This is a genomic window from Selenomonadales bacterium 4137-cl, assembly GCA_032334055.1.
In the GTDB taxonomy this organism is placed as follows: Bacteria; Bacillota; Negativicutes; order Sporomusales; family UBA7701; genus Anaeroselena; species Anaeroselena agilis.
In genome coordinates, this window is the sequence record JAUOZS010000002.1 from 50,054 (window position 1) to 66,149 (window position 16,096).

The window sequence follows — 16,096 nt, forward strand, 5'->3', positions numbered from 1 at the left end:
TGCCTGGTAAATGCAGGCAGCTTTTCATGCAATCGGAGCGAAAAAGAGACCGTCCGCGAGCTGCTGAGGCTCCGCGGACGGTCTTGGTTAAGTAGCGAGGGTTAGGAGCGGTATTTGAAGGTGATGGTTTTTTTCATGTCGGGGTGGAGGCTGTTGAACACCGGGCATTCCTTGGCGGTCAGCTCGATGATCTTCTTTTGCTTGGGGGTGTAGTTGTCGTGCGGCAGGGTGAATTCGCTGATGAGCTCGACTATGCGGCGCGGGTCGGTGCCCATGACTTTGGTGGTTTGGACTTCGGCGCCGTCGATGGAGAAGCCGTGGGTTTCGGCGGCGATGCCCATGATGGTGAGGACGCAGGAGCCGAAGGCGGTGGCGACGAGGTCGGTGGGGGAGAAGGCTTCGCCGCGGCCGTGGTTGTCGACGGGGGCGTCGGTGATGATTTTGTTGCCGGACTGGAGATGGACGCATTCGGTGCGCAGGCCGCCGAGGTATTTGTTTGTTACCGTTGCCATTATAAAACCCCTTTCGGATATTTGGTCATAATGTAATATTCAAGCTGCGGGCGGTATTTTCCTTCGCTTGCGTGAAAATCCCCGCTCCCGGGCGGCGGGGGGGGGCAGGCCGGAGGGGGTGGGATAAATAATGAGTCGAAATACCCAGTATTTTCAGACTAAAGTCCTAAAAAGGCTTGCCAGCGGCGGGAAAACACGATAATATTAAGTCATCAACAGCGGCTTTTCGCAGAATATTGTCGAAAATATCATAGCTGGCAAACCTGCCGAAAGACAGGGACGCAAAGCCATGGGTCTAAGGACGGATGTCTATGACTGCCAGGTTGCCTATTCGCTGAGGCGAATTGTTTCGATTGCGGCAGTCTTTCAGGGGATTGGCGCTATTTTTTATGGCCGGAATGACCGCCGTGGCGCGGGTGGCGAAGGCCGGCAGAGGGGGAAGAGCGGATGCCTGATTTGGATTATTCATATGTGCTTGCGGCGGTGGGGATTACTGCGGTTATGCTGGCGGCGTATATCTATGCGACGGTGACGGAGCCGAAAAGCTTTTTTAAGCGGCCTGTGGGTCAGGTGCAGGTCAGGGATCTGCGCAAGATCAAGGGCAGGTAGAGATTGGGGGCGGTGAGAGGTGACGTGACTGTGCGGGGGTTAAGGATTACGGACAAGGAGGTGGGCCATGAAGAAGATGGTTGTCGAGGCGCTGACGCCGGGTATGGTGGTGGCCCGTGAAGTGGTTTCCCGCGAGGGGGTCGTGCTCCTCGAAAAGGGCGGGCGCCTGACGCAGGCGCATATCGCCATCCTCACCCGCCGGGAAGTGCCGTTCGTTTATATCAAGAAAGAGGAATAGCAGCGGATAAGCAGCGTTGCGGCCGGCAAAAGCCGGCCGCCTGTTTTTTCCGGGGGGCGCGGCAGCCGGGCGGCTTGGCGCGGGCGGCGTTTTTTATTATAATGACAGTACGGAATTCCACGGGAGGGCCTTTTATGGCAAGCGAGCTGACGGAAAAACTGAGCCATCTGCCGGATAAGCCGGGCGTGTATCTGATGAAGGACGCGAACGGCCGGATAATTTATGTCGGCAAGGCGGTTAACCTTAAAAACAGGGTGCGCTCCTATTTTCAGTCGAGTCGCGGGCATTCACCGAAGACGACGGCCCTGGTGGCCCGCATCGCCGATCTGGAGTTCATTGTGACGGGGTCGGAGATCGAGGCGCTAATCCTGGAGTGCAACCTGATCAAGAAGCACCGCCCGAAGTATAATATCAGCCTGCGGGACGACAAGAGCTTCCCGTACGTGAAGGTGACGATGAACGAGCCGTACCCCCAGGTTTTCGTGACGCGGCGGGTGGTGAAGGACGGGGCGCGCTATTTCGGCCCGTATACCGACGCCGGGGCGATCCACGAGACGGTGGCGCTGCTGCGCCGCCTGTTTCCGCTGCGCACCTGCCGCAAGCTGGACGCGCCCCGGCCGTGTCTGCAGCACCATATCAAGCGCTGCCTCGCGCCCTGCGCCGGCAAGGTGGACGAGAAGACGTACGGGGAGATGATCCGCGCGGTGCTGCTGCTTTTGGAGGGCCGCTCGGACGATGTGGTGAAGGAACTGAAGCGCCGGATGGCCGAGGCGGCCGCGAACCTGGAGTTCGAGCGGGCGGCCCGCCTGCGCGACCAGTTGGCGTCGGTGGAGAAGGTGGTGGAGAAGCAGAATATCGTGACCGGCGCGGGCGACCAGGACGCTGTCGGCCTGGCGCGGTCGGCGGCCGGCACGTGTGCGCAGGTGTTCTTCATCCGCAGCGGCAAGCTGGTGGGCCGCGAGCACTTTCTGCTGACCGGGGGCGAGGACGAGGAGGACGCCACGGCGCTGGCGGCGTTCGTGAAGCAGTATTACAGCCAGGCGGCCTTCATCCCGCGCGAGGTGCTGCTGCCCGAACCGCTGCCCGAGCAGGAGCTGCTGGCGGAGTGGCTGAGCGGCCTGAAGGGCGGCCGGGTGCGGGTGGAGGCTCCCAAGCGCGGCACGAAGCGCGACCTGGTGACGATGGCGGCCGATAACGCGGCGGTGGTGCTCAAGGAGCAGGCCGACCGTCTGGCGGCCGACACGCGGCGCACGGCCGGGGCGGTGGCCGAGCTGGCGGAGTATCTCGGCCTACCGGAACCGCCGGGACGGATTGAGTGCTTCGACATTTCCCATATCCAGGGGGCGGAGACGGTGGCGTCGATGGTGGTGTTCGAGGACGGCGCGGCCAACAAGGACGAGTACCGCCGTTACAAGCTGAAGACGGTGGAGGGCAAGCCGGACGATTTCGCCTCGATGGCGGAGGTGATCGGCCGCCGCTTCCGCGGCCCGGAGGCGCTCCCCGGCCTGGTTATCATCGACGGCGGCAAGGGGCAGTTGAGCGCCGCGCTGGCGGTGGCGAGGGAGCAGGGGGTCGACGTACCGATGGTCGGCCTGGCGAAGGAGTTCGAGCATATTTTCCGCGAGGGGGAGAGTGAGCCGCTCATCCTGCCGCGGAATTCCCAGGCGCTTTTCCTGGTGCAGCGCATCCGCGACGAGGCCCACCGGTTCGCGATTACTTACCACCGCAAGCTGAGGGCGCGCCGCAATCTGGTGTCGGTGCTCGACCATGTACCGGGGATAGGGCCGGCGCGCCGCAAGGCGCTGTGGGAGAGTTTCGGCAGCCTGGCGAAGATCAAGGCGGCGACGGTGGAGGACCTGGCGGCTGTGCCGGGGATGACGCGGCCGGCGGCCGAGGCGGTGTACGCGTTTTTCCAGCGCCGGGAGGGGAAAGACGGCTGATAGAAATTACCCCGATTTTTCTTTTCTTTTCCATGCATGAGGACGTTTTTTCGGGTCATAATAGTAACGCAGAGGTTCGTAATGGTCGAGCCAAGAGTGGTGTCGGATCTCATCAGGGGTTCGGCATCAGTCGGCCAAAGATTGGCGTTGGATCTCATCCGGGGTTCGGCGTCAGTCGGCGGGCAGATCGTCATATGTCTTGTAAGGCTGTACGGCAGCCCAACTGTTGTCGTGTGGTCAAAAGGGATGTATGGCGGTCGAGCTAAGACTGTCAGGGGTTCCGGAGAGGTTTCCCGGAAAACCGTACTTTGGGTCTGTCGTTGTCGAGAGACTGCGGCAGGTTCGGCAGGTACTCCTGGTAGTCGAGCAAAGGTCTGCGCCGGTTGTGTAATGCTTGTGCGTAGCCGACAGGTTGCGTATAGGTATGTAGTGATCGGTGTAGGCTGTAGCGTAGATCATTACGGGCCTTTGCCCTGTTTGTTTTTGGTTCGGCTGCTGATAAGCCCCCATCTACTGCGTTGCTCCTCGGATTACCCGCTCGACGTACGCAACCAAGTACGCCGTCGCGGGCAATCCTCCGGTGCGCCTTGTATCTGGGGACTTCTGAGCAGCCTCACGTCGTTTATACCTTGGTTGAGGCGAATTCTTTTGCCCTAAACACAATAAAAATAATTAAAAAATAATTATTTTCCGTTTGCCTTTTGGCGGTGCTGCTGGTAGAATTTAATTATCAGCAATACATAAGGAGGAGTAGCTATGGCGAAGTGGGAGTGCAGCGTGTGCGGCTATGTGTACGACGAGGCGGCGGGCGATCCCGACCACGGGATAGCGGCCGGGACGAAGTTCGAGGATATCCCCGACGACTGGGTGTGTCCGGTGTGCGGGGTTGGCAAGGATCAGTTCACAAAGCAGTAGGATACAGGGAAAGGCCCTCTGAAAAGAGGGCCTTTTTGTTGGGCGCGACACGGCTGAGGTATCGGGAGAGGCGGGCGCTGGCGTGCGTCATGCGCCGTCTGGTCAACATCGTCTATGGAATGATGAAGCACCGGAATGCCTAAGTGATGCCGGACCTGCCGGAGAAAGAGGCTGTTTGACAGCAGTGGCAGCATCCTCAAAAGATGCTGCCACTATGTTGGTTTTTTCGGTTGTCCGACGGGAGCGACAGTTGCGTCAGAAGCGAATTTGCCGCTCTGGACGGTACTGACGCTTCGCTAGGGGCACTGTCGGGTGACTGACTGCAGAATCTGAATTCTGCGGTCAGTTTCCGTGCCCTCTGTTTGTCAGGAAGTTATGCATCGCATGGGCTTTTGAGATGTAGGCACCAGCTTCCGTTGTTTTGCAGTGAGTTTGGGCAGCTGCCTTTAGCACCCCAGTTCTCAAGTCATTTGCTACCTCGCCAATCGTTCTGCCAGAAAAAGTTCCGGCTTGGCTAAACCGTCCTGAAGCTGTCGTTTGCGTAAATTTGAAGCTGCTTTCCGCCGCTTCTGGAGCAGCTTTACTCAACCCCTATACACTGACTTGTAATGAGTGAGAGCGTACACAACGAAGGCTAACAAAAAAACCGCCCAAGCCATTGGCTTTAGGCGGTTTTTAATATCCTTGAATTGCCGGGACTGAGCTAAAAAGCTCCAGATGCAAGGCGCACCGGAGGCTGGCACCGGAAGCGTACACGAACGTACGCTGAGGATGGCAGCCGAGGAGCAACGAAGCAGATGGATTTTTTAGCCAGTCCCCCTATAATTTGAATCTCATTACTGAGCGCTGGAGTTCGTCGGCTACTTGGGATAGCGCCTGCGCGCTGGCGGCGATTTCCTCGATGGAGGCGTTGACCTGCTCGGCGCTGGCGGCGGTGGTTTCGGTGGCGGCGGCGGATTCTTCGGCGACGGCGGCGATGTTCTGGACGGCGTCTTTGATGCTGGCCGCGGCGCGGGCCTGACGGTCGGCCATATCTACGGCTTCGGCGACTTTGGCGGCGGTGATTTCGACGGTGGCGGTGATTTCGCTGAAGCTGGCGTTGGCGCGGTTGATGGTTTCGACTCCGCCGGCGACGGCGGTGCTGGTGCCGCCGAAGGCCCGGACGACGCCGTCGATGTCGCCGAGCATGTCGCCGATGATGGCGCTTATCTGTTCGGCGGCTTGGCCGGATTGTTCGGCAAGCTTGCGGACTTCCTCGGCGACGACGGCGAAGCCGCGGCCGTGTTCGCCGGCTCTGGCCGCTTCGATGGCGGCGTTGAGGGCGAGGAGGTTGGTCTGCCCGGCGATGGTGTTGATCATTTCGACGATTTCCCGCACTTGCTGGGATTTGGTGTTGAGTTCGCCGGCAAGGCGGGTGTTGGCGGCGGTGGTGTCGGCGATGCCGCGGATGACGGCGGTGGCTTCGTCGATGGCGGCCTGGCCTTTGCCGGCGGCGTCGCTGATTGCTCTGGCGTTGCCGGTAAGGGTCTGCATTTCGTCGGCGACGGTCGCGGCGAGGTCGTTGAGTTCGGCGGTGCGCTCGGCGGCGCCTGCTACGGCGTGCCCGGTTTCGTCGGCTCCTTTGGCGATTTCGCCGGCGGTGCGGGCGACCTGGCCGACGGCCCGGCCGGCTTCGTCGGTGGTGGCGGCAAGCTGTTGGCTGGAGGCGGACAGGGCTTCGGCGTTGCCTTGGACGGTGGCGACGATGGAGCGCAGGTTGCGGACGGTGTCGTTGACGGCGGCGGCGAGCCGGCCGAGTTCGTCTTTGGAGCGATAGTCGACGGAGAGGGTGAGGTCGCCGGCGCCGAGTTTGGCGACTTCGCCGGTGACGAGGGCGATGGGCCGGAACAGGCGGCCGATCAGCCACCAGACGGCGAGGGTGATGAGGACGAGGGCGGCGAGGAGGAGGATGGCGCTGTTTTTGATGCCGCCGTAGAAGCCTTTCATGAGTTCGTTTTTGGGGAGGGAGGTGGCTACGAACCAGTTGGGGCCGGTGGACTGGTGGATGGATATGTAGCTCGGCTGGCCGAGGGAGGAGGTGTAGGGATGCGCTTTGCCGGAGCTGTCTTGGAAGCGCTCTATGATTTCGGGCGGGGCCGATTTGCCGTCTTTGACGAGTTGGTCGACGCTGTGGGCGATGAAGCGTCCTTTGTCGGTCATTATGGCGGCCAGGCCGCTGTAGCCGGATTTAAGGTCGTTGAGGAGGAACTGGAGGAAGGTGAGGTCGAGGCTGAGGGTCATTACGCCTATGGTTTCCAGTTGGTTGTTGAGGAGCGGGTAGGCGATGGCGACGGTTTGTTTGCCGGTCGTGCGGCTGACGATGACGTCGCTGACGGTGATGAGGTTGTTGCTCATGGCGGCTTTCCAGTGGGGCCGGTCGGCCAGGCTGGTGCCGATGATTTTGGGGTCGAAGGGGTAGCCGTTGATTATTTTGCCGGCACGGTCGGTGACGTTGATGGCCAGTATGCCGGGCATGTTGCTTTGCGTAAGCTTGAGCTGCTGTTGGACGGCCTGGAAGTCGCTGGTGAACATTTGGGGCTGTTTGGCGAGGATCTGGCCGGCCTGCCAGAAGGTCATGAACCAGGTGTTGACTTCATGGCCGAGGATGGCGCTTTGCCCTTCCATGGCGGCCAGGGCGTCGCTTTCGACGGCAGAGTAGATGGAGTAGAGTTGGAGGCCGCTGACCATGAGGGTGACGGCCAGCAGGGCTACGATCATGACTGTCAGGAATTTGTTTTTGATGCTCACTTCGGATCTTCTCCTCCCGCGAGAAATGTGACTGTTGGGAAAATTCGCTATAAATGGGTCGATTCCCTGTGCGCGGGATAAAAAATGTCGATTGTTGCCAATATTTGTTTTCGGGGAGGAAAAGAAAGAACCGGGAGGATGTCCCGGTTGGCGTTCAGTGCTGAAGTTTGTGGAGGTGAGGCAGCCAGCCCTTGGTGAGGGTGAGCTGCATGAGGCGGTAGTTGAAGTCGGTGGCTTTGTCGAGGACGTCCTGATACATTTTGGCGAGGTTGGGCTGGTAGCAGTTGTGCATGGCGCCGAGGACGGCGAGCTGGGAGGTTTTGGCCATGTTGGCGAGGAGGAGGGCGATTTCCTGGTCGCTGAAACGGGCTTCTTCGGGGATGTCGAGCTGGCGGTCGACGAGGTTGCGCCGCATGAAGTGCAGGGCGGGCTGTTCGGCGCCGGCGGCGGCGAGGACTTTTTCGGCGCGGCTGGTGAGCCATTCGGTCTGTTCGTCGATGGAGCGTTTGATGACCGCCTTGAGGTCGGTGTCGCGGGCGTGGTTGTAGAGGACGGCGAGGGTGGCGACGTTTTGGCGGCCGGCCATGATGCTGGCGTAGAGTGCGGCGGCTTCGATCTGATTGGGAGGTTCTTTGTCGAATATCATGTTGAGGGCTGTGTCGGCCTGGGCCATAAGCTTGTCGGTGATGGTCATGGCGATGCCTCCTGTGTATGTTTTGATGGTGCCTCTAATAGCTTGGACATTATGGCGTTATTTCATGCACGGGGGGAGGAGTAGGCCGCGCGGGCGCGAAAGTATAATGTCTGAATGCTTGTGTTTCCGGAGTAAATTTGTCAGTCGCTGGAGGTGCGAGAATGGATTGGAAGACGTTGAAACAGACGGCGCGGGAGAAGTTCAACGGGGCGTGCCGGGTGTGCCCGGTGTGCAACGGCGTGGCCTGCGCGGGGGAGATGCCCGGTATGGGCGGGATCGGCACGGGGACTTCTTTCCACAATAATGTGGCCGCTTTAGCCGGTTATCGCCTTAATCTGAAGGTGGTGCACGATGTCGGCGAGCCGGTGCTGGCGTGCAAGGTTCTCGGCCTGGAGCTGTCGATGCCGGTGATCGGCGCGGCGATCGCGGGCGGCAAGCTGAATATGGGCGGGGCGGTGACCGAGCCGGAGTATGCGGCGGCGGTCGTGAGCGGCTGCCAGCAGGCGGGCACGGTGGGCATGACGGGCGACGGGCCGATAGCCGATGTGTTCGAGGCGGGGCTGAAGGCAATCGGCGCGGTGGGCGGCCGGGGCATCCCGGTAATCAAGCCGCGCGAGAACGACAAAATTATCGAGAAGGCCAACCAGGCGGCCGACGCCGGGGCGCCGGCCTTCGGGATGGATATCGACGCGGCGGCGATCATCAATATGACGAACGCCGGCCAGCCGGTGGGTCCGAAGACGGCGGCCGAGCTGGCGTATATCAAGAAGAATACGCGAATTCCCTTTATCGTGAAGGGCATTATGGTGCCTGAGGACGCGCGGGCGTGCGTGGAGGCGGGTGTGGACGCGATCGTGGTTTCGAACCACGGCGGCCGGGTGCTCGACCACACGCCTGGTACGGCGGAGGTGCTGCCGTATATCGCCGAGGCGGTGAAGGGCAAGATTACCATCCTGGTGGACGGCGGCGTCCGCAGCGGGGCCGATGTGCTGAAGATGCTGGCTCTGGGCGCGGATGCGGTGCTGGTGGGCCGGCCGGTGACGATCGGCGGCGTGGGCGCCGGGGCCGAAGGGGTGGCGATGGTGCTGAACAAGATGGCCGCCGAGCTGAGGGCGGCGATGGTGCTGACCGGCACGAAGAGCGTGGCCGATGTGACGGAAGATATTCTCTGGTAAGACTAAATGATAAGGCCGCCGGGCATTGGTCCGGCGGCTTTTGTATTTGGGAGAGGGGGAAGAGCGCAGACTATGCGCTCCCCGCGGCCTATAGCGTCTTATTGCCGGGAACGTTCAGAACGCCCCAGATACAAGGCGCACCGGAGGCTGCGGCGCGATGGCGTACTTGGTGCGTACGCCGAGCCCGCAGCCGAGGAGTAACGCCGTAGATGGGGTGTTATCAACGTTCCCCTAGTATTGTTCTAAAGTTTTAATTGTTTAAAGTGTTAGCAGGATATCCTCTCGGCATATAGAATATATACTCATTCTGTTTGGGAGGGGATATTCTCATGAAGAAAAAGTATTTGGCGCTGGCGCTGGCGGTGGTGTTCGCTCTGACCGCCGTGCTCGCCGGCTGCGGCTCAAGCAAGCCCGCGACGCCGGCCAAGCCGGCCGCGCCGCAGAAGGTTATCATCGCTTACACGCCGTGGACCGGTTATGCGGCGTTGTTCGTGGCCCAGTCCAAGGGTATGTTCAAGGCCCGCGGCCTTGATGTCGAGGTGCAGGCGATCGAAGGGGTCGGCGACCGCAAGCAGGCGCTGGCCGCCGGCAAGATCCAGGGTATGGCTGCGTCGATCGATGTTTCGATTTCGGCTGCCGAAAGCCTGCCGCTTAAGTATGTATGGGCGTTCGATTCCTCGGCGGGTGCGGACGGCCTGCTGGTCAAGCCGGCCATCAAGACCTACGCCGACCTGAAGGGCAAGCAGGTGGCTTATCACAAGGGCTCGGCTTCCCACCTGATGCTGACCGAACTGCTGGCCAAGAACGGCATGAAGGAAAGCGATATCGTCCCCGTGGACATGAAGGCTTCGGAAGCGGCCGCCGCGTTCATGGCCGGCAAGGTCGACGCCGCCGTGACCTGGGAGCCGCACCTGAGCAAGGCCGTGAAAGCGGGCGGCAAGCTCATGGCCACCTCCAAGGACACCCCCGGCCTGATCGCCGATGTGCTGGTGTTTAAGGAAGATTATGTGAAGGCCAACCCTGAAACCGTCCAGAAAATCGTCGAGGCGATGGCCGAGGCGACCGCCTTCCTGATCAAGAACCCTGGCGAGGCCAGCAAGATGGTGGCCGAGGGCATGAAGATGAAGCCGGAGGATGTGGCTTCCGACTTCCCGACGCTGAAATTCTATGATCTCAAGGCTTGCCTCGAGTTCTACGGCACGGCCGCCAAGCCCGGTCCGATGTACGCGGTGACCAAGAAGGCCGCCCAGTTCTACGTCGATCAGAAGGTTCTCAAGGCGGTGCCAGACGTAACCAAGATCATCGACAGCAGCTTTATCGAGAAAATCAAGAAGTAAACGCACAGCAGCGGAGAGGTTGCGCCGAAGGCAGGGGCCTTGGGGCAGCCTCTCTTTTTTGGCAGCCGCTTGGTCGCAGGCTGTGGTATAATTATTGTTGAAGTTTCCCCGGAAAGGAAATGTGGTAGTTTTGTCCAGGAGTAAAATCTTCGTTCCGAAAGCCGCTATCCCGCCCCACCTGTACGCGTTGTGCAGCGTGGTGGCGTTCGCCCTGCTGCTGCTGGTGTGGTCGGCGCTGACGTACGGCGCCTTCGTGCCGCCGCTCTTCCTGCCGACGCCGGACGCGATCGTGACGAGCGCGGTGACGCTGTTCGCCGAGTTCGATCTGCTGAGCGACGTGCTGGCGAGCGTGATGCGCGTGTCGGCCGGGTTTCTGCTGGCGGCGGTCATCGGCGTGCCCCTGGGGGTGCTGATGGGCAGCCTGAAGACGTTCGAGGCCTTTTTCGAGCCGCTGCTGGGCTTTATCCGCTATATGCCGGCGTCGGCGTTCATCCCGCTGTTCATCCTCTGGCTGGGGATCGGCGAGAGCGAGAAGATCGCGGTGATCTTTTTCGGCACTTTCTTTCAGTTGACACTGATGGTGATGGACGTGACCAAGAACGTGTCCATCGACCTTATCAATACGGCGTACACGCTGGGCGTGTCCCAGCGCGGCGTCTTCCGGCGCGTCATTCTGCCGGCCAGCCTGCCGGGGATCGTGGATACGCTCAGAATAACCTTCGGCTGGGCCTGGACTTATCTGGTGGTGGCCGAGATCGTCGCCGCGAGCTCGGGGCTGGGGTACATGATCATGCAGTCGCAGCGTTTTCTGAAGACGTCGAACATCATCGTCGGCATCGTGGTGATCGGCATCATCGGCATCATCATTGACGTGCTGTTCAAGTGGCTGTATGGCCGCCTCTTCCCGTGGCTGGGCAAAGGGGGTGCCGCGTAGTGAGCGCCAAACTGCTGGTTGAGAATGTTTCGAAGGTTTTCGGCGGCCCGGACCGCCGGGTCACGGCGCTGGAGAACACCGATTTCAGCGTGGCCGAGAGCGAGTTCATAACTATCCTCGGGCCGTCGGGCTGCGGCAAGTCGACCATTCTGAAGATCATCGCCGGCCTGGAGGAGACTTCGAGCGGCCGGGTGGAACTCGACGGCCGGGAGATTCACGGGCCGGGCAAGGACCGCGGCATGGTTTTCCAGAGTTATACGCTGTTCCCGTGGCTGACGGTGGCGGAGAATATCGAGTTCGGCCTCGACGTGGCCGGACGCCCGAAGGAAGAGCGCCGGGACATCGCCGCCCATTATATCGCCAAGATCGGTCTGAAGGGGTTTGAGAAGGCTTATCCCGCCCAGCTTTCCGGGGGGATGAAGCAGCGGGTGGCGATCGCCCGCGCGCTGGCCAACGACCCGCAGGTGCTGCTGATGGATGAGCCGTTCGGGGCGCTCGACGCTCAGACGCGGGCGGTGATGCAGGAGCTGCTGCTGAGCGTGTGGGAGGAGTCGCACAAGACCATCCTGTTCGTCACCCACGATGTCGACGAGGCGGTGTTCATGGGCGACACGGTGTACGTGATGACGGCCCGCCCGGGGAGGATCAAGGCCCGCATCGCCGTGCCCCTGCCGCGGCCGCGCAGCTACGATATCAAGGTGTCGGACGTGTTTCTCGGCATCAAGAAGGAGATTCTCGGACTGATCCGCGAGGAGAGCTGGAAGGCGGCCAACAGCCTGGAGCTTATGGGAGGCGGGCGCGATGAGGAAGTATAGCATCTTTGCGACGGACTGGGGCAAGGTCGCCGCGGTGTGGTCGGCGGACGGCCTGTGGGCGTTGTCTTTCCCCCGCGCGTCGGCGGAGGAGGCGCTGGCTTCCCTGAAGACCGACATGGCCGGGGCGGCGGAGGCGTACCCCGCGTGGGCGGATGCCCTCGACCGCGAGCTTAAGCGTTATTTCGCCGGCGAAAAGCTGGACTTCACCGTGCCGGTGGACTGGGGCGGCTACACGCCTTTCCAGGCGGCGGTGCTGCGCCATACGGCGGCCATCCCTTACGGCGTGGTCGAGGGCTACGGCCAGGTGGCGAAGGCTGTCGGCTCGCCCAAGGCTGCCCGCGCCGTGGGCGGGGCGCTGCATATCAACCGCACGCCGGTCGTCGTGCCTTGCCACCGCGTGGTGGGGGCGAACGGCGCGTTGGTCGGCTTCGGCGGGGGGCTGGACAGGAAGAAGGCGCTATTGGATTTGGAGTCCGTTACTTATTTGGACCGCTGACCGCTCCCCTTAGAAAAGGCCCAAGGCCGTACAGAAACCCCCGGATGCTAGGCGCACCGCAGGCGGCGCAGAGACGGCGTACTTGGTTGCGTACGCCGAACAAGACCGCCGAGGAGCAAGTGCGCCACTCTTAGCGCTTTAGCGGTTAGCGTGGCGGCCTACCCCTTGCGGGTGCGCAGCAGATGGGGGTTTATCAACGGCCGAAAAAAGAAAAAGATGTTGCCATATTTTTGTCCCTGAGGATATAATAACTGTATTGGCAAAACGGACCGGGAGGTCGCGCGTTAAAGTGGCGGGTTTTCTGCTGAGGATTCTCATCAACGCGATAATAATCTGCACCATCGTCGTCGAACTGCCGGGTATCTTCGTCGATACCCTGGGGGGGACGCTGCTGGGGGCGGCTATCATCGGCACCGCTAACGCGGCGATCAGGCCGTTCATTACGCTGGCGGCGATGCCCTTGAACGCGGTGACGGTGGGGGCGTGCGCCTTTTTCACCAACCTCCTGGCGCCACTGGCGGTGTTCAAGGCGCTGCCGGGGTTCCAGGTGTCGAGTTTTCTGGCGCCGCTGGCGGGGATCGTGCTGATGACGCTGTGCAGCTATACTGTGACGAGGGTAATTCAAGACCGGTAGGATATAATCGGCAAGGAAAAAGGCGCCTCGGTCGAGGCGCCTTTTAGTCTAGAACTTGTAGGTGAGGCCGAGGCCGAAGCCCTTGGTGGTGGTGTCGAGGTCGTAGCCGTTGACCTTCAAGTCGTCGATGCGCTTGTAGCGGTAGAAGAGGTTGGCGTCGAGGTCTTTGGAGAGGGCGTAGGCGAAGCCGGCTTCGGCGTTGAACAAGCTGCCGCCGGCGCCGACGATGCCGTAGAGGGTGGTTTTTTTGCCGAGCGCGGTCGTGCCGATGAGGCCGGCCTGCCAGGTGCTCTTATTGTCGAGCGAAAAGCCCGGGGCGTTGGTGGTGATTTTGGCCTGGTGCCAGCCGGCGAAGGCGGACAGATTCTTGTCAAGCTTGTAGAGGATGTTGACTTCCTGGCTCCTGACGCCGGCGTGGTAGTTTCCGGTAAGGCTGCCGTAATCTACGAAGTAGTCTTTGCTGACGGGGTTGAAGTAGCGGTACTGGATGGCCCATTTGCCGCCGAGACCGGCGGTGAGGCCGTAGTCGAAGTTGGCGTTCTTGCCGTCGATGGTCCCGTCTTCGGCTTCGATGTCGAGGCGGGGCGTCCAGTTGACGTCGAGGGCCACCTTGCCGGCCGAGTAGTCGGTGAGCGGGCTGGCCGTCGTTACGCCCGCCGTCATGAGGGTGCAAAGCAGCACCGCGAGGATTACCGCGAATTTTTTCATTCCTTACACCTCCTTTCCCTGGAATCTATAGCTAGACTATGCAGTCGGCGCCAAAAATGATGCTTGGAAAATTTATCCTGACATGGAGGATTCTCGATGCCTATTAAACTGATCGCCGTCGATCTCGACGACACGCTACTCGATCATAGCCGCACTATTTCGCCCCGGGCCCGCGCCGCGATCACGGCGGCGATGGCGCAGGGCGTGACGGTGACGGTGGCCACCGGGCGGATGTTCCGCTCGGCGCTGCCGTACGCGCGGCAGCTGGGGCTGGACGTGCCGCTGATAACATATAACGGGGCGCTGATAAAGTGCGGCCTCTCGGGGGAGACGCTCCGCCATCTGCCGCTCGATATGGCGGCAGCCGGCAAGCTGCTGGCGCTGTGCCGGGAGCGCGGCTGGTACGTGCAGGTATACCTCGACGATGTCCTGTATGTGCGGGAGCGGGACGACAACGCCCGCCTGTACGAGACGATCGCCGGCGTTACGGCGGTGCCGGTGGGGGACGAGCTGTGGTCGCCGGCCGGGCCGCCGACCAAGCTGCTGGCGATGGCCGACCCGGCCGATATCCCGGCGATCGAGGCCGCCGTTCGCGCCGTCGGCGGCGACCGGGTGTATACGGCGGCTTCGAAGACCAATTACCTGGAAATGACCGATCCGGCCGCCAACAAGGGGGCAGCCCTCGCTTTCCTGGCCGGGAGCCTGGGGATCGACAGGTCCGAGGTGATGGCGATCGGCGATTCGAGCAACGACCTGGATATGATCGCGTACGCCGGCCTGGGGGTGGCGATGGGCAACGCCAGCGAGCGGGTTAAGGCGGCCGCCCGGGCGGTGACGGACGCCAACGACGCCGACGGCGTGGCGGCGGCGATCGAGAAGTATGTGCTGAAATAGGCGAGTTGAAGAGGCTGTTGCGACAGTCTCTTTTTGTTTCATTTACAGGTGACACAATTTGGTGTATATTTATATTTGGTTAACCGCAAAGTATTTAAAGGTTAACCAAAACTTTTACCGAAAAGGTAAACTTAATTATTAAATGAGGTTAACAAAAGGGGGCGGCTGTATGGGTATCCGCTGGTTGAGCGAGACGGGCCTGTTGGCGGCGCTGATTTTCCTTACCGGGACTTTCAAGTTGCCCGGCCTTGTGCCGGGAACGGAATTTCAACTGTCAGCGCCGCTGGCGGTGGCGGTGTGCGCCGTTTTCGGGTTTCGCCGCTACATAACGGCCGGCGTTATCGCCAGCATAATCGGGCTGGCGCTCGGGACGCAGAATTTCCTCAATGTTTTCATCGCCATGGTTTTCCGGCTGACGGTCGGCGGCGTGCTAGCCCTGGGGGGGACGTCGTGGCCGGTGGTGGCGCTGGCCGGCCCGGTCGGGTCGGCCGTGGCGAGGCTGTCGCTGGCCGCGGTTGTCGGCAAGGCGGCGACGGCGCTGGTCGTGGCCGCGGCGCCGGGGATGGCGTACACCGCCCTGGCGGCGTGGCCGCTGACGGTTTTGCTGCGGAAGGTTAAGACGGCGACGGCGAGGCTGGACGATGTATTACAGCGTTAGGATGAGGGCTGCCCAGGGCGGAGATCATGCCGCGGGGGGACGCCATATATCGGGGGCGGAACGGCTGGTGCCGCCGGGCGAAGCGGCGGCGCTGGCCGGTGAGCTGGTGGAGCGGGCTCTGGGCCATAGCCGGGGCCGGGCGGATTTCATCAATATCACGGTGGAGACGGTGGCGGCGCAGGCTGTGCGGCTGGCGCCGATTCCCGCCGTAAAGACGGTGGCGGTGGCCGACGTGGCGGCCGGCAGGGTAGCGGCTCTGGAGGAGTTGGTCAGGGCCGGGGTGAGCACGGCGGCGGCGCAGGCCGGCATGGGGGCGCTGGCGGCTTTGCCTGACAGCATGCGGGGCGCGATGATATTGTGCGCCGCCAGCGGCAGTCGGCTCGACGGGAACGGCGCGCGGGGCGTAAGGGTGTCGCGAATGGACGCGGCCGACGGCCCGGCCCTGCTGGCGGCTCTTCGCCGGCGGGGTCTGGCCAACGATCACGTGCGCGAGGCGCTGGTGCTGGCGGCCAAGGTGGCGGCCGGGCCGGGGGTGACGGCCGAGCTGTGCTGGTCGGACGATCCGGAGTATACCGCGGGGTATGTCGCGTCGCGGCTGGGCTATTGCCGGTTCGCCCATCTCAAGGAGTACGGCTGTCCGGTGGGCGGCCGGGTGTTTTTCGCCGCTCCGGGCTGCGATGTCGCCGCGCTTGTCGATTATCTGGAGCGCCAGCCGGTGCTGGCAACGCTGGCTGATTGGGAGGAATGACG

The 16,096-nt window shown here is 61.8% G+C and carries 17 protein-coding genes and 1 riboswitch; of the genes, 13 read left to right on the plus strand and 4 right to left on the minus strand.

Translation table 11 applies throughout. The features are described 5' to 3' along the window. Positions 1 to 101: 101 nt before the first annotated feature. The gene (locus Q4T40_22535; GenBank protein MDT8904021.1) at positions 102 to 512 is read right to left on the minus strand and encodes an OsmC family protein; all 411 of its coding nucleotides are present in this window, start codon (positions 510 to 512) and stop codon (positions 102 to 104) included. Between the two features lie 246 nt (positions 513 to 758). After that, positions 759 to 843, plus strand: a riboswitch (cyclic di-GMP riboswitch). Positions 844 to 959: 116 nt separating this feature from the next. Between Q4T40_22535 and Q4T40_22540 the strand changes: the two genes are divergently transcribed. The 4 genes from Q4T40_22540 (at position 960) to Q4T40_22555 (ending at position 4,214) form a co-directional block, all read left to right on the plus strand. Continuing rightward, positions 960 to 1,121: a hypothetical protein gene (locus Q4T40_22540; protein ID MDT8904022.1), complete on the plus strand. Its 162-nt coding sequence runs from the start codon at positions 960 to 962 to the stop codon at positions 1,119 to 1,121. Between the two features lie 67 nt (positions 1,122 to 1,188). Then, positions 1,189 to 1,359 (plus strand): hypothetical protein, encoded by a 171-nt coding sequence (locus tag Q4T40_22545; protein ID MDT8904023.1) that lies wholly within the window; start codon positions 1,189 to 1,191, stop codon positions 1,357 to 1,359. 134 nt (positions 1,360 to 1,493) lie between these two features. Beyond that, positions 1,494 to 3,299 carry an excinuclease ABC subunit UvrC gene (gene uvrC / locus Q4T40_22550; GenBank protein MDT8904024.1) on the plus strand — a complete coding sequence of 602 codons (1,806 nt, stop codon included), beginning with the start codon at positions 1,494 to 1,496 and terminating at the stop codon, positions 3,297 to 3,299. A 756-nt stretch (positions 3,300 to 4,055) separates the two neighbouring features. Next, the gene (locus tag Q4T40_22555) at positions 4,056 to 4,214 is read left to right on the plus strand and encodes a rubredoxin (GenBank protein ID MDT8904025.1); all 159 of its coding nucleotides are present in this window, start codon (positions 4,056 to 4,058) and stop codon (positions 4,212 to 4,214) included. 819 nt (positions 4,215 to 5,033) lie between these two features. Here Q4T40_22555 and Q4T40_22560 read toward each other — a convergent pair. After that, the gene (locus Q4T40_22560; GenBank protein ID MDT8904026.1) at positions 5,034 to 7,001 is read right to left on the minus strand and encodes a methyl-accepting chemotaxis protein; all 1,968 of its coding nucleotides are present in this window, start codon (positions 6,999 to 7,001) and stop codon (positions 5,034 to 5,036) included. Between the two features lie 154 nt (positions 7,002 to 7,155). Beyond that, entirely contained in the window at positions 7,156 to 7,695 is a 540-nt protein-coding gene (locus Q4T40_22565; GenBank protein ID MDT8904027.1) for a DUF3231 family protein, read from the minus strand. A gap of 161 nt (positions 7,696 to 7,856) precedes the next feature. On the opposite strand from Q4T40_22565, the gene Q4T40_22570 reads away from it, so the two are divergent. From Q4T40_22570 to Q4T40_22595, 6 genes are all read left to right on the plus strand, one after another. Continuing rightward, positions 7,857 to 8,870 (plus strand): alpha-hydroxy-acid oxidizing protein, encoded by a 1,014-nt coding sequence (locus Q4T40_22570; GenBank protein MDT8904028.1) that lies wholly within the window; start codon positions 7,857 to 7,859, stop codon positions 8,868 to 8,870. A 329-nt stretch (positions 8,871 to 9,199) separates the two neighbouring features. Next, positions 9,200 to 10,207: an aliphatic sulfonate ABC transporter substrate-binding protein gene (locus tag Q4T40_22575; protein ID MDT8904029.1), complete on the plus strand. Its 1,008-nt coding sequence runs from the start codon at positions 9,200 to 9,202 to the stop codon at positions 10,205 to 10,207. Positions 10,208 to 10,328: 121 nt separating this feature from the next. Next, a complete protein-coding gene (locus tag Q4T40_22580; protein ID MDT8904030.1) occupies positions 10,329 to 11,141 on the plus strand; it encodes an ABC transporter permease in 813 nt (270 codons plus the stop codon). Continuing rightward, the gene (locus tag Q4T40_22585; GenBank protein ID MDT8904031.1) at positions 11,141 to 11,956 is read left to right on the plus strand and encodes an ABC transporter ATP-binding protein; all 816 of its coding nucleotides are present in this window, start codon (positions 11,141 to 11,143) and stop codon (positions 11,954 to 11,956) included. The genes Q4T40_22580 and Q4T40_22585 overlap by 1 nt, the downstream gene beginning before the upstream one ends. Next, entirely contained in the window at positions 11,943 to 12,452 is a 510-nt protein-coding gene (locus Q4T40_22590) for a methylated-DNA--[protein]-cysteine S-methyltransferase (GenBank protein MDT8904032.1), read from the plus strand. The genes Q4T40_22585 and Q4T40_22590 overlap by 14 nt, the downstream gene beginning before the upstream one ends. Before the next feature lie 289 nt (positions 12,453 to 12,741). Further along, positions 12,742 to 13,086, plus strand: a complete 345-nt coding sequence (locus Q4T40_22595; protein ID MDT8904033.1) for a phage holin family protein — start codon at positions 12,742 to 12,744, stop codon at positions 13,084 to 13,086. A gap of 48 nt (positions 13,087 to 13,134) precedes the next feature. On the opposite strand, the gene Q4T40_22600 is transcribed toward Q4T40_22595, so the two are convergent. Beyond that, positions 13,135 to 13,794, minus strand: coding sequence for a hypothetical protein (locus Q4T40_22600; GenBank protein MDT8904034.1), 660 nt, complete (start codon positions 13,792 to 13,794; stop codon positions 13,135 to 13,137). 96 nt (positions 13,795 to 13,890) lie between these two features. Here Q4T40_22600 and Q4T40_22605 point away from each other — a divergent pair, with 96 nt between their 5' ends. From Q4T40_22605 to Q4T40_22615, 3 genes are all read left to right on the plus strand, one after another. Then, entirely contained in the window at positions 13,891 to 14,688 is a 798-nt protein-coding gene (locus tag Q4T40_22605; GenBank protein ID MDT8904035.1) for a Cof-type HAD-IIB family hydrolase, read from the plus strand. Positions 14,689 to 14,857: 169 nt separating this feature from the next. Continuing rightward, complete coding sequence (locus tag Q4T40_22610; GenBank protein ID MDT8904036.1) at positions 14,858 to 15,346, plus strand: hypothetical protein; 489 nt, start codon at positions 14,858 to 14,860, stop codon at positions 15,344 to 15,346. Continuing rightward, a complete protein-coding gene (locus Q4T40_22615; protein ID MDT8904037.1) occupies positions 15,330 to 16,094 on the plus strand; it encodes a 6-carboxyhexanoate--CoA ligase in 765 nt (254 codons plus the stop codon). Before Q4T40_22610 ends, Q4T40_22615 begins: the two co-directional genes overlap by 17 nt. The last annotated feature ends 2 nt before the right edge of the window (positions 16,095 to 16,096 follow it).

What these genes read in the sequence shown, in the direction of transcription:
- Q4T40_22535 (MDT8904021.1), bottom strand. Translation starts at nt 512, where the DNA reads ATGGCAACGGTAACAAACAAATACCTCGGCGGCCTGCGCACCGAATGC.
- Q4T40_22540 (MDT8904022.1), top strand. Translation starts at nt 960, where the DNA reads ATGCCTGATTTGGATTATTCATATGTGCTTGCGGCGGTGGGGATTACT.
- Q4T40_22545 (MDT8904023.1), top strand. Translation starts at nt 1,189, where the DNA reads ATGAAGAAGATGGTTGTCGAGGCGCTGACGCCGGGTATGGTGGTGGCC.
- uvrC (MDT8904024.1), top strand. Translation starts at nt 1,494, where the DNA reads ATGGCAAGCGAGCTGACGGAAAAACTGAGCCATCTGCCGGATAAGCCG.
- Q4T40_22555 (MDT8904025.1), top strand. Translation starts at nt 4,056, where the DNA reads ATGGCGAAGTGGGAGTGCAGCGTGTGCGGCTATGTGTACGACGAGGCG.
- Q4T40_22565 (MDT8904027.1), bottom strand. Translation starts at nt 7,695, where the DNA reads ATGACCATCACCGACAAGCTTATGGCCCAGGCCGACACAGCCCTCAAC.
- Q4T40_22570 (MDT8904028.1), top strand. Translation starts at nt 7,857, where the DNA reads ATGGATTGGAAGACGTTGAAACAGACGGCGCGGGAGAAGTTCAACGGG.
- Q4T40_22575 (MDT8904029.1), top strand. Translation starts at nt 9,200, where the DNA reads ATGAAGAAAAAGTATTTGGCGCTGGCGCTGGCGGTGGTGTTCGCTCTG.
- Q4T40_22590 (MDT8904032.1), top strand. Translation starts at nt 11,943, where the DNA reads ATGAGGAAGTATAGCATCTTTGCGACGGACTGGGGCAAGGTCGCCGCG.
- Q4T40_22600 (MDT8904034.1), bottom strand. Translation starts at nt 13,794, where the DNA reads ATGAAAAAATTCGCGGTAATCCTCGCGGTGCTGCTTTGCACCCTCATG.
- Q4T40_22605 (MDT8904035.1), top strand. Translation starts at nt 13,891, where the DNA reads ATGCCTATTAAACTGATCGCCGTCGATCTCGACGACACGCTACTCGAT.
- Q4T40_22610 (MDT8904036.1), top strand. Translation starts at nt 14,858, where the DNA reads ATGGGTATCCGCTGGTTGAGCGAGACGGGCCTGTTGGCGGCGCTGATT.
- Q4T40_22615 (MDT8904037.1), top strand. Translation starts at nt 15,330, where the DNA reads ATGTATTACAGCGTTAGGATGAGGGCTGCCCAGGGCGGAGATCATGCC.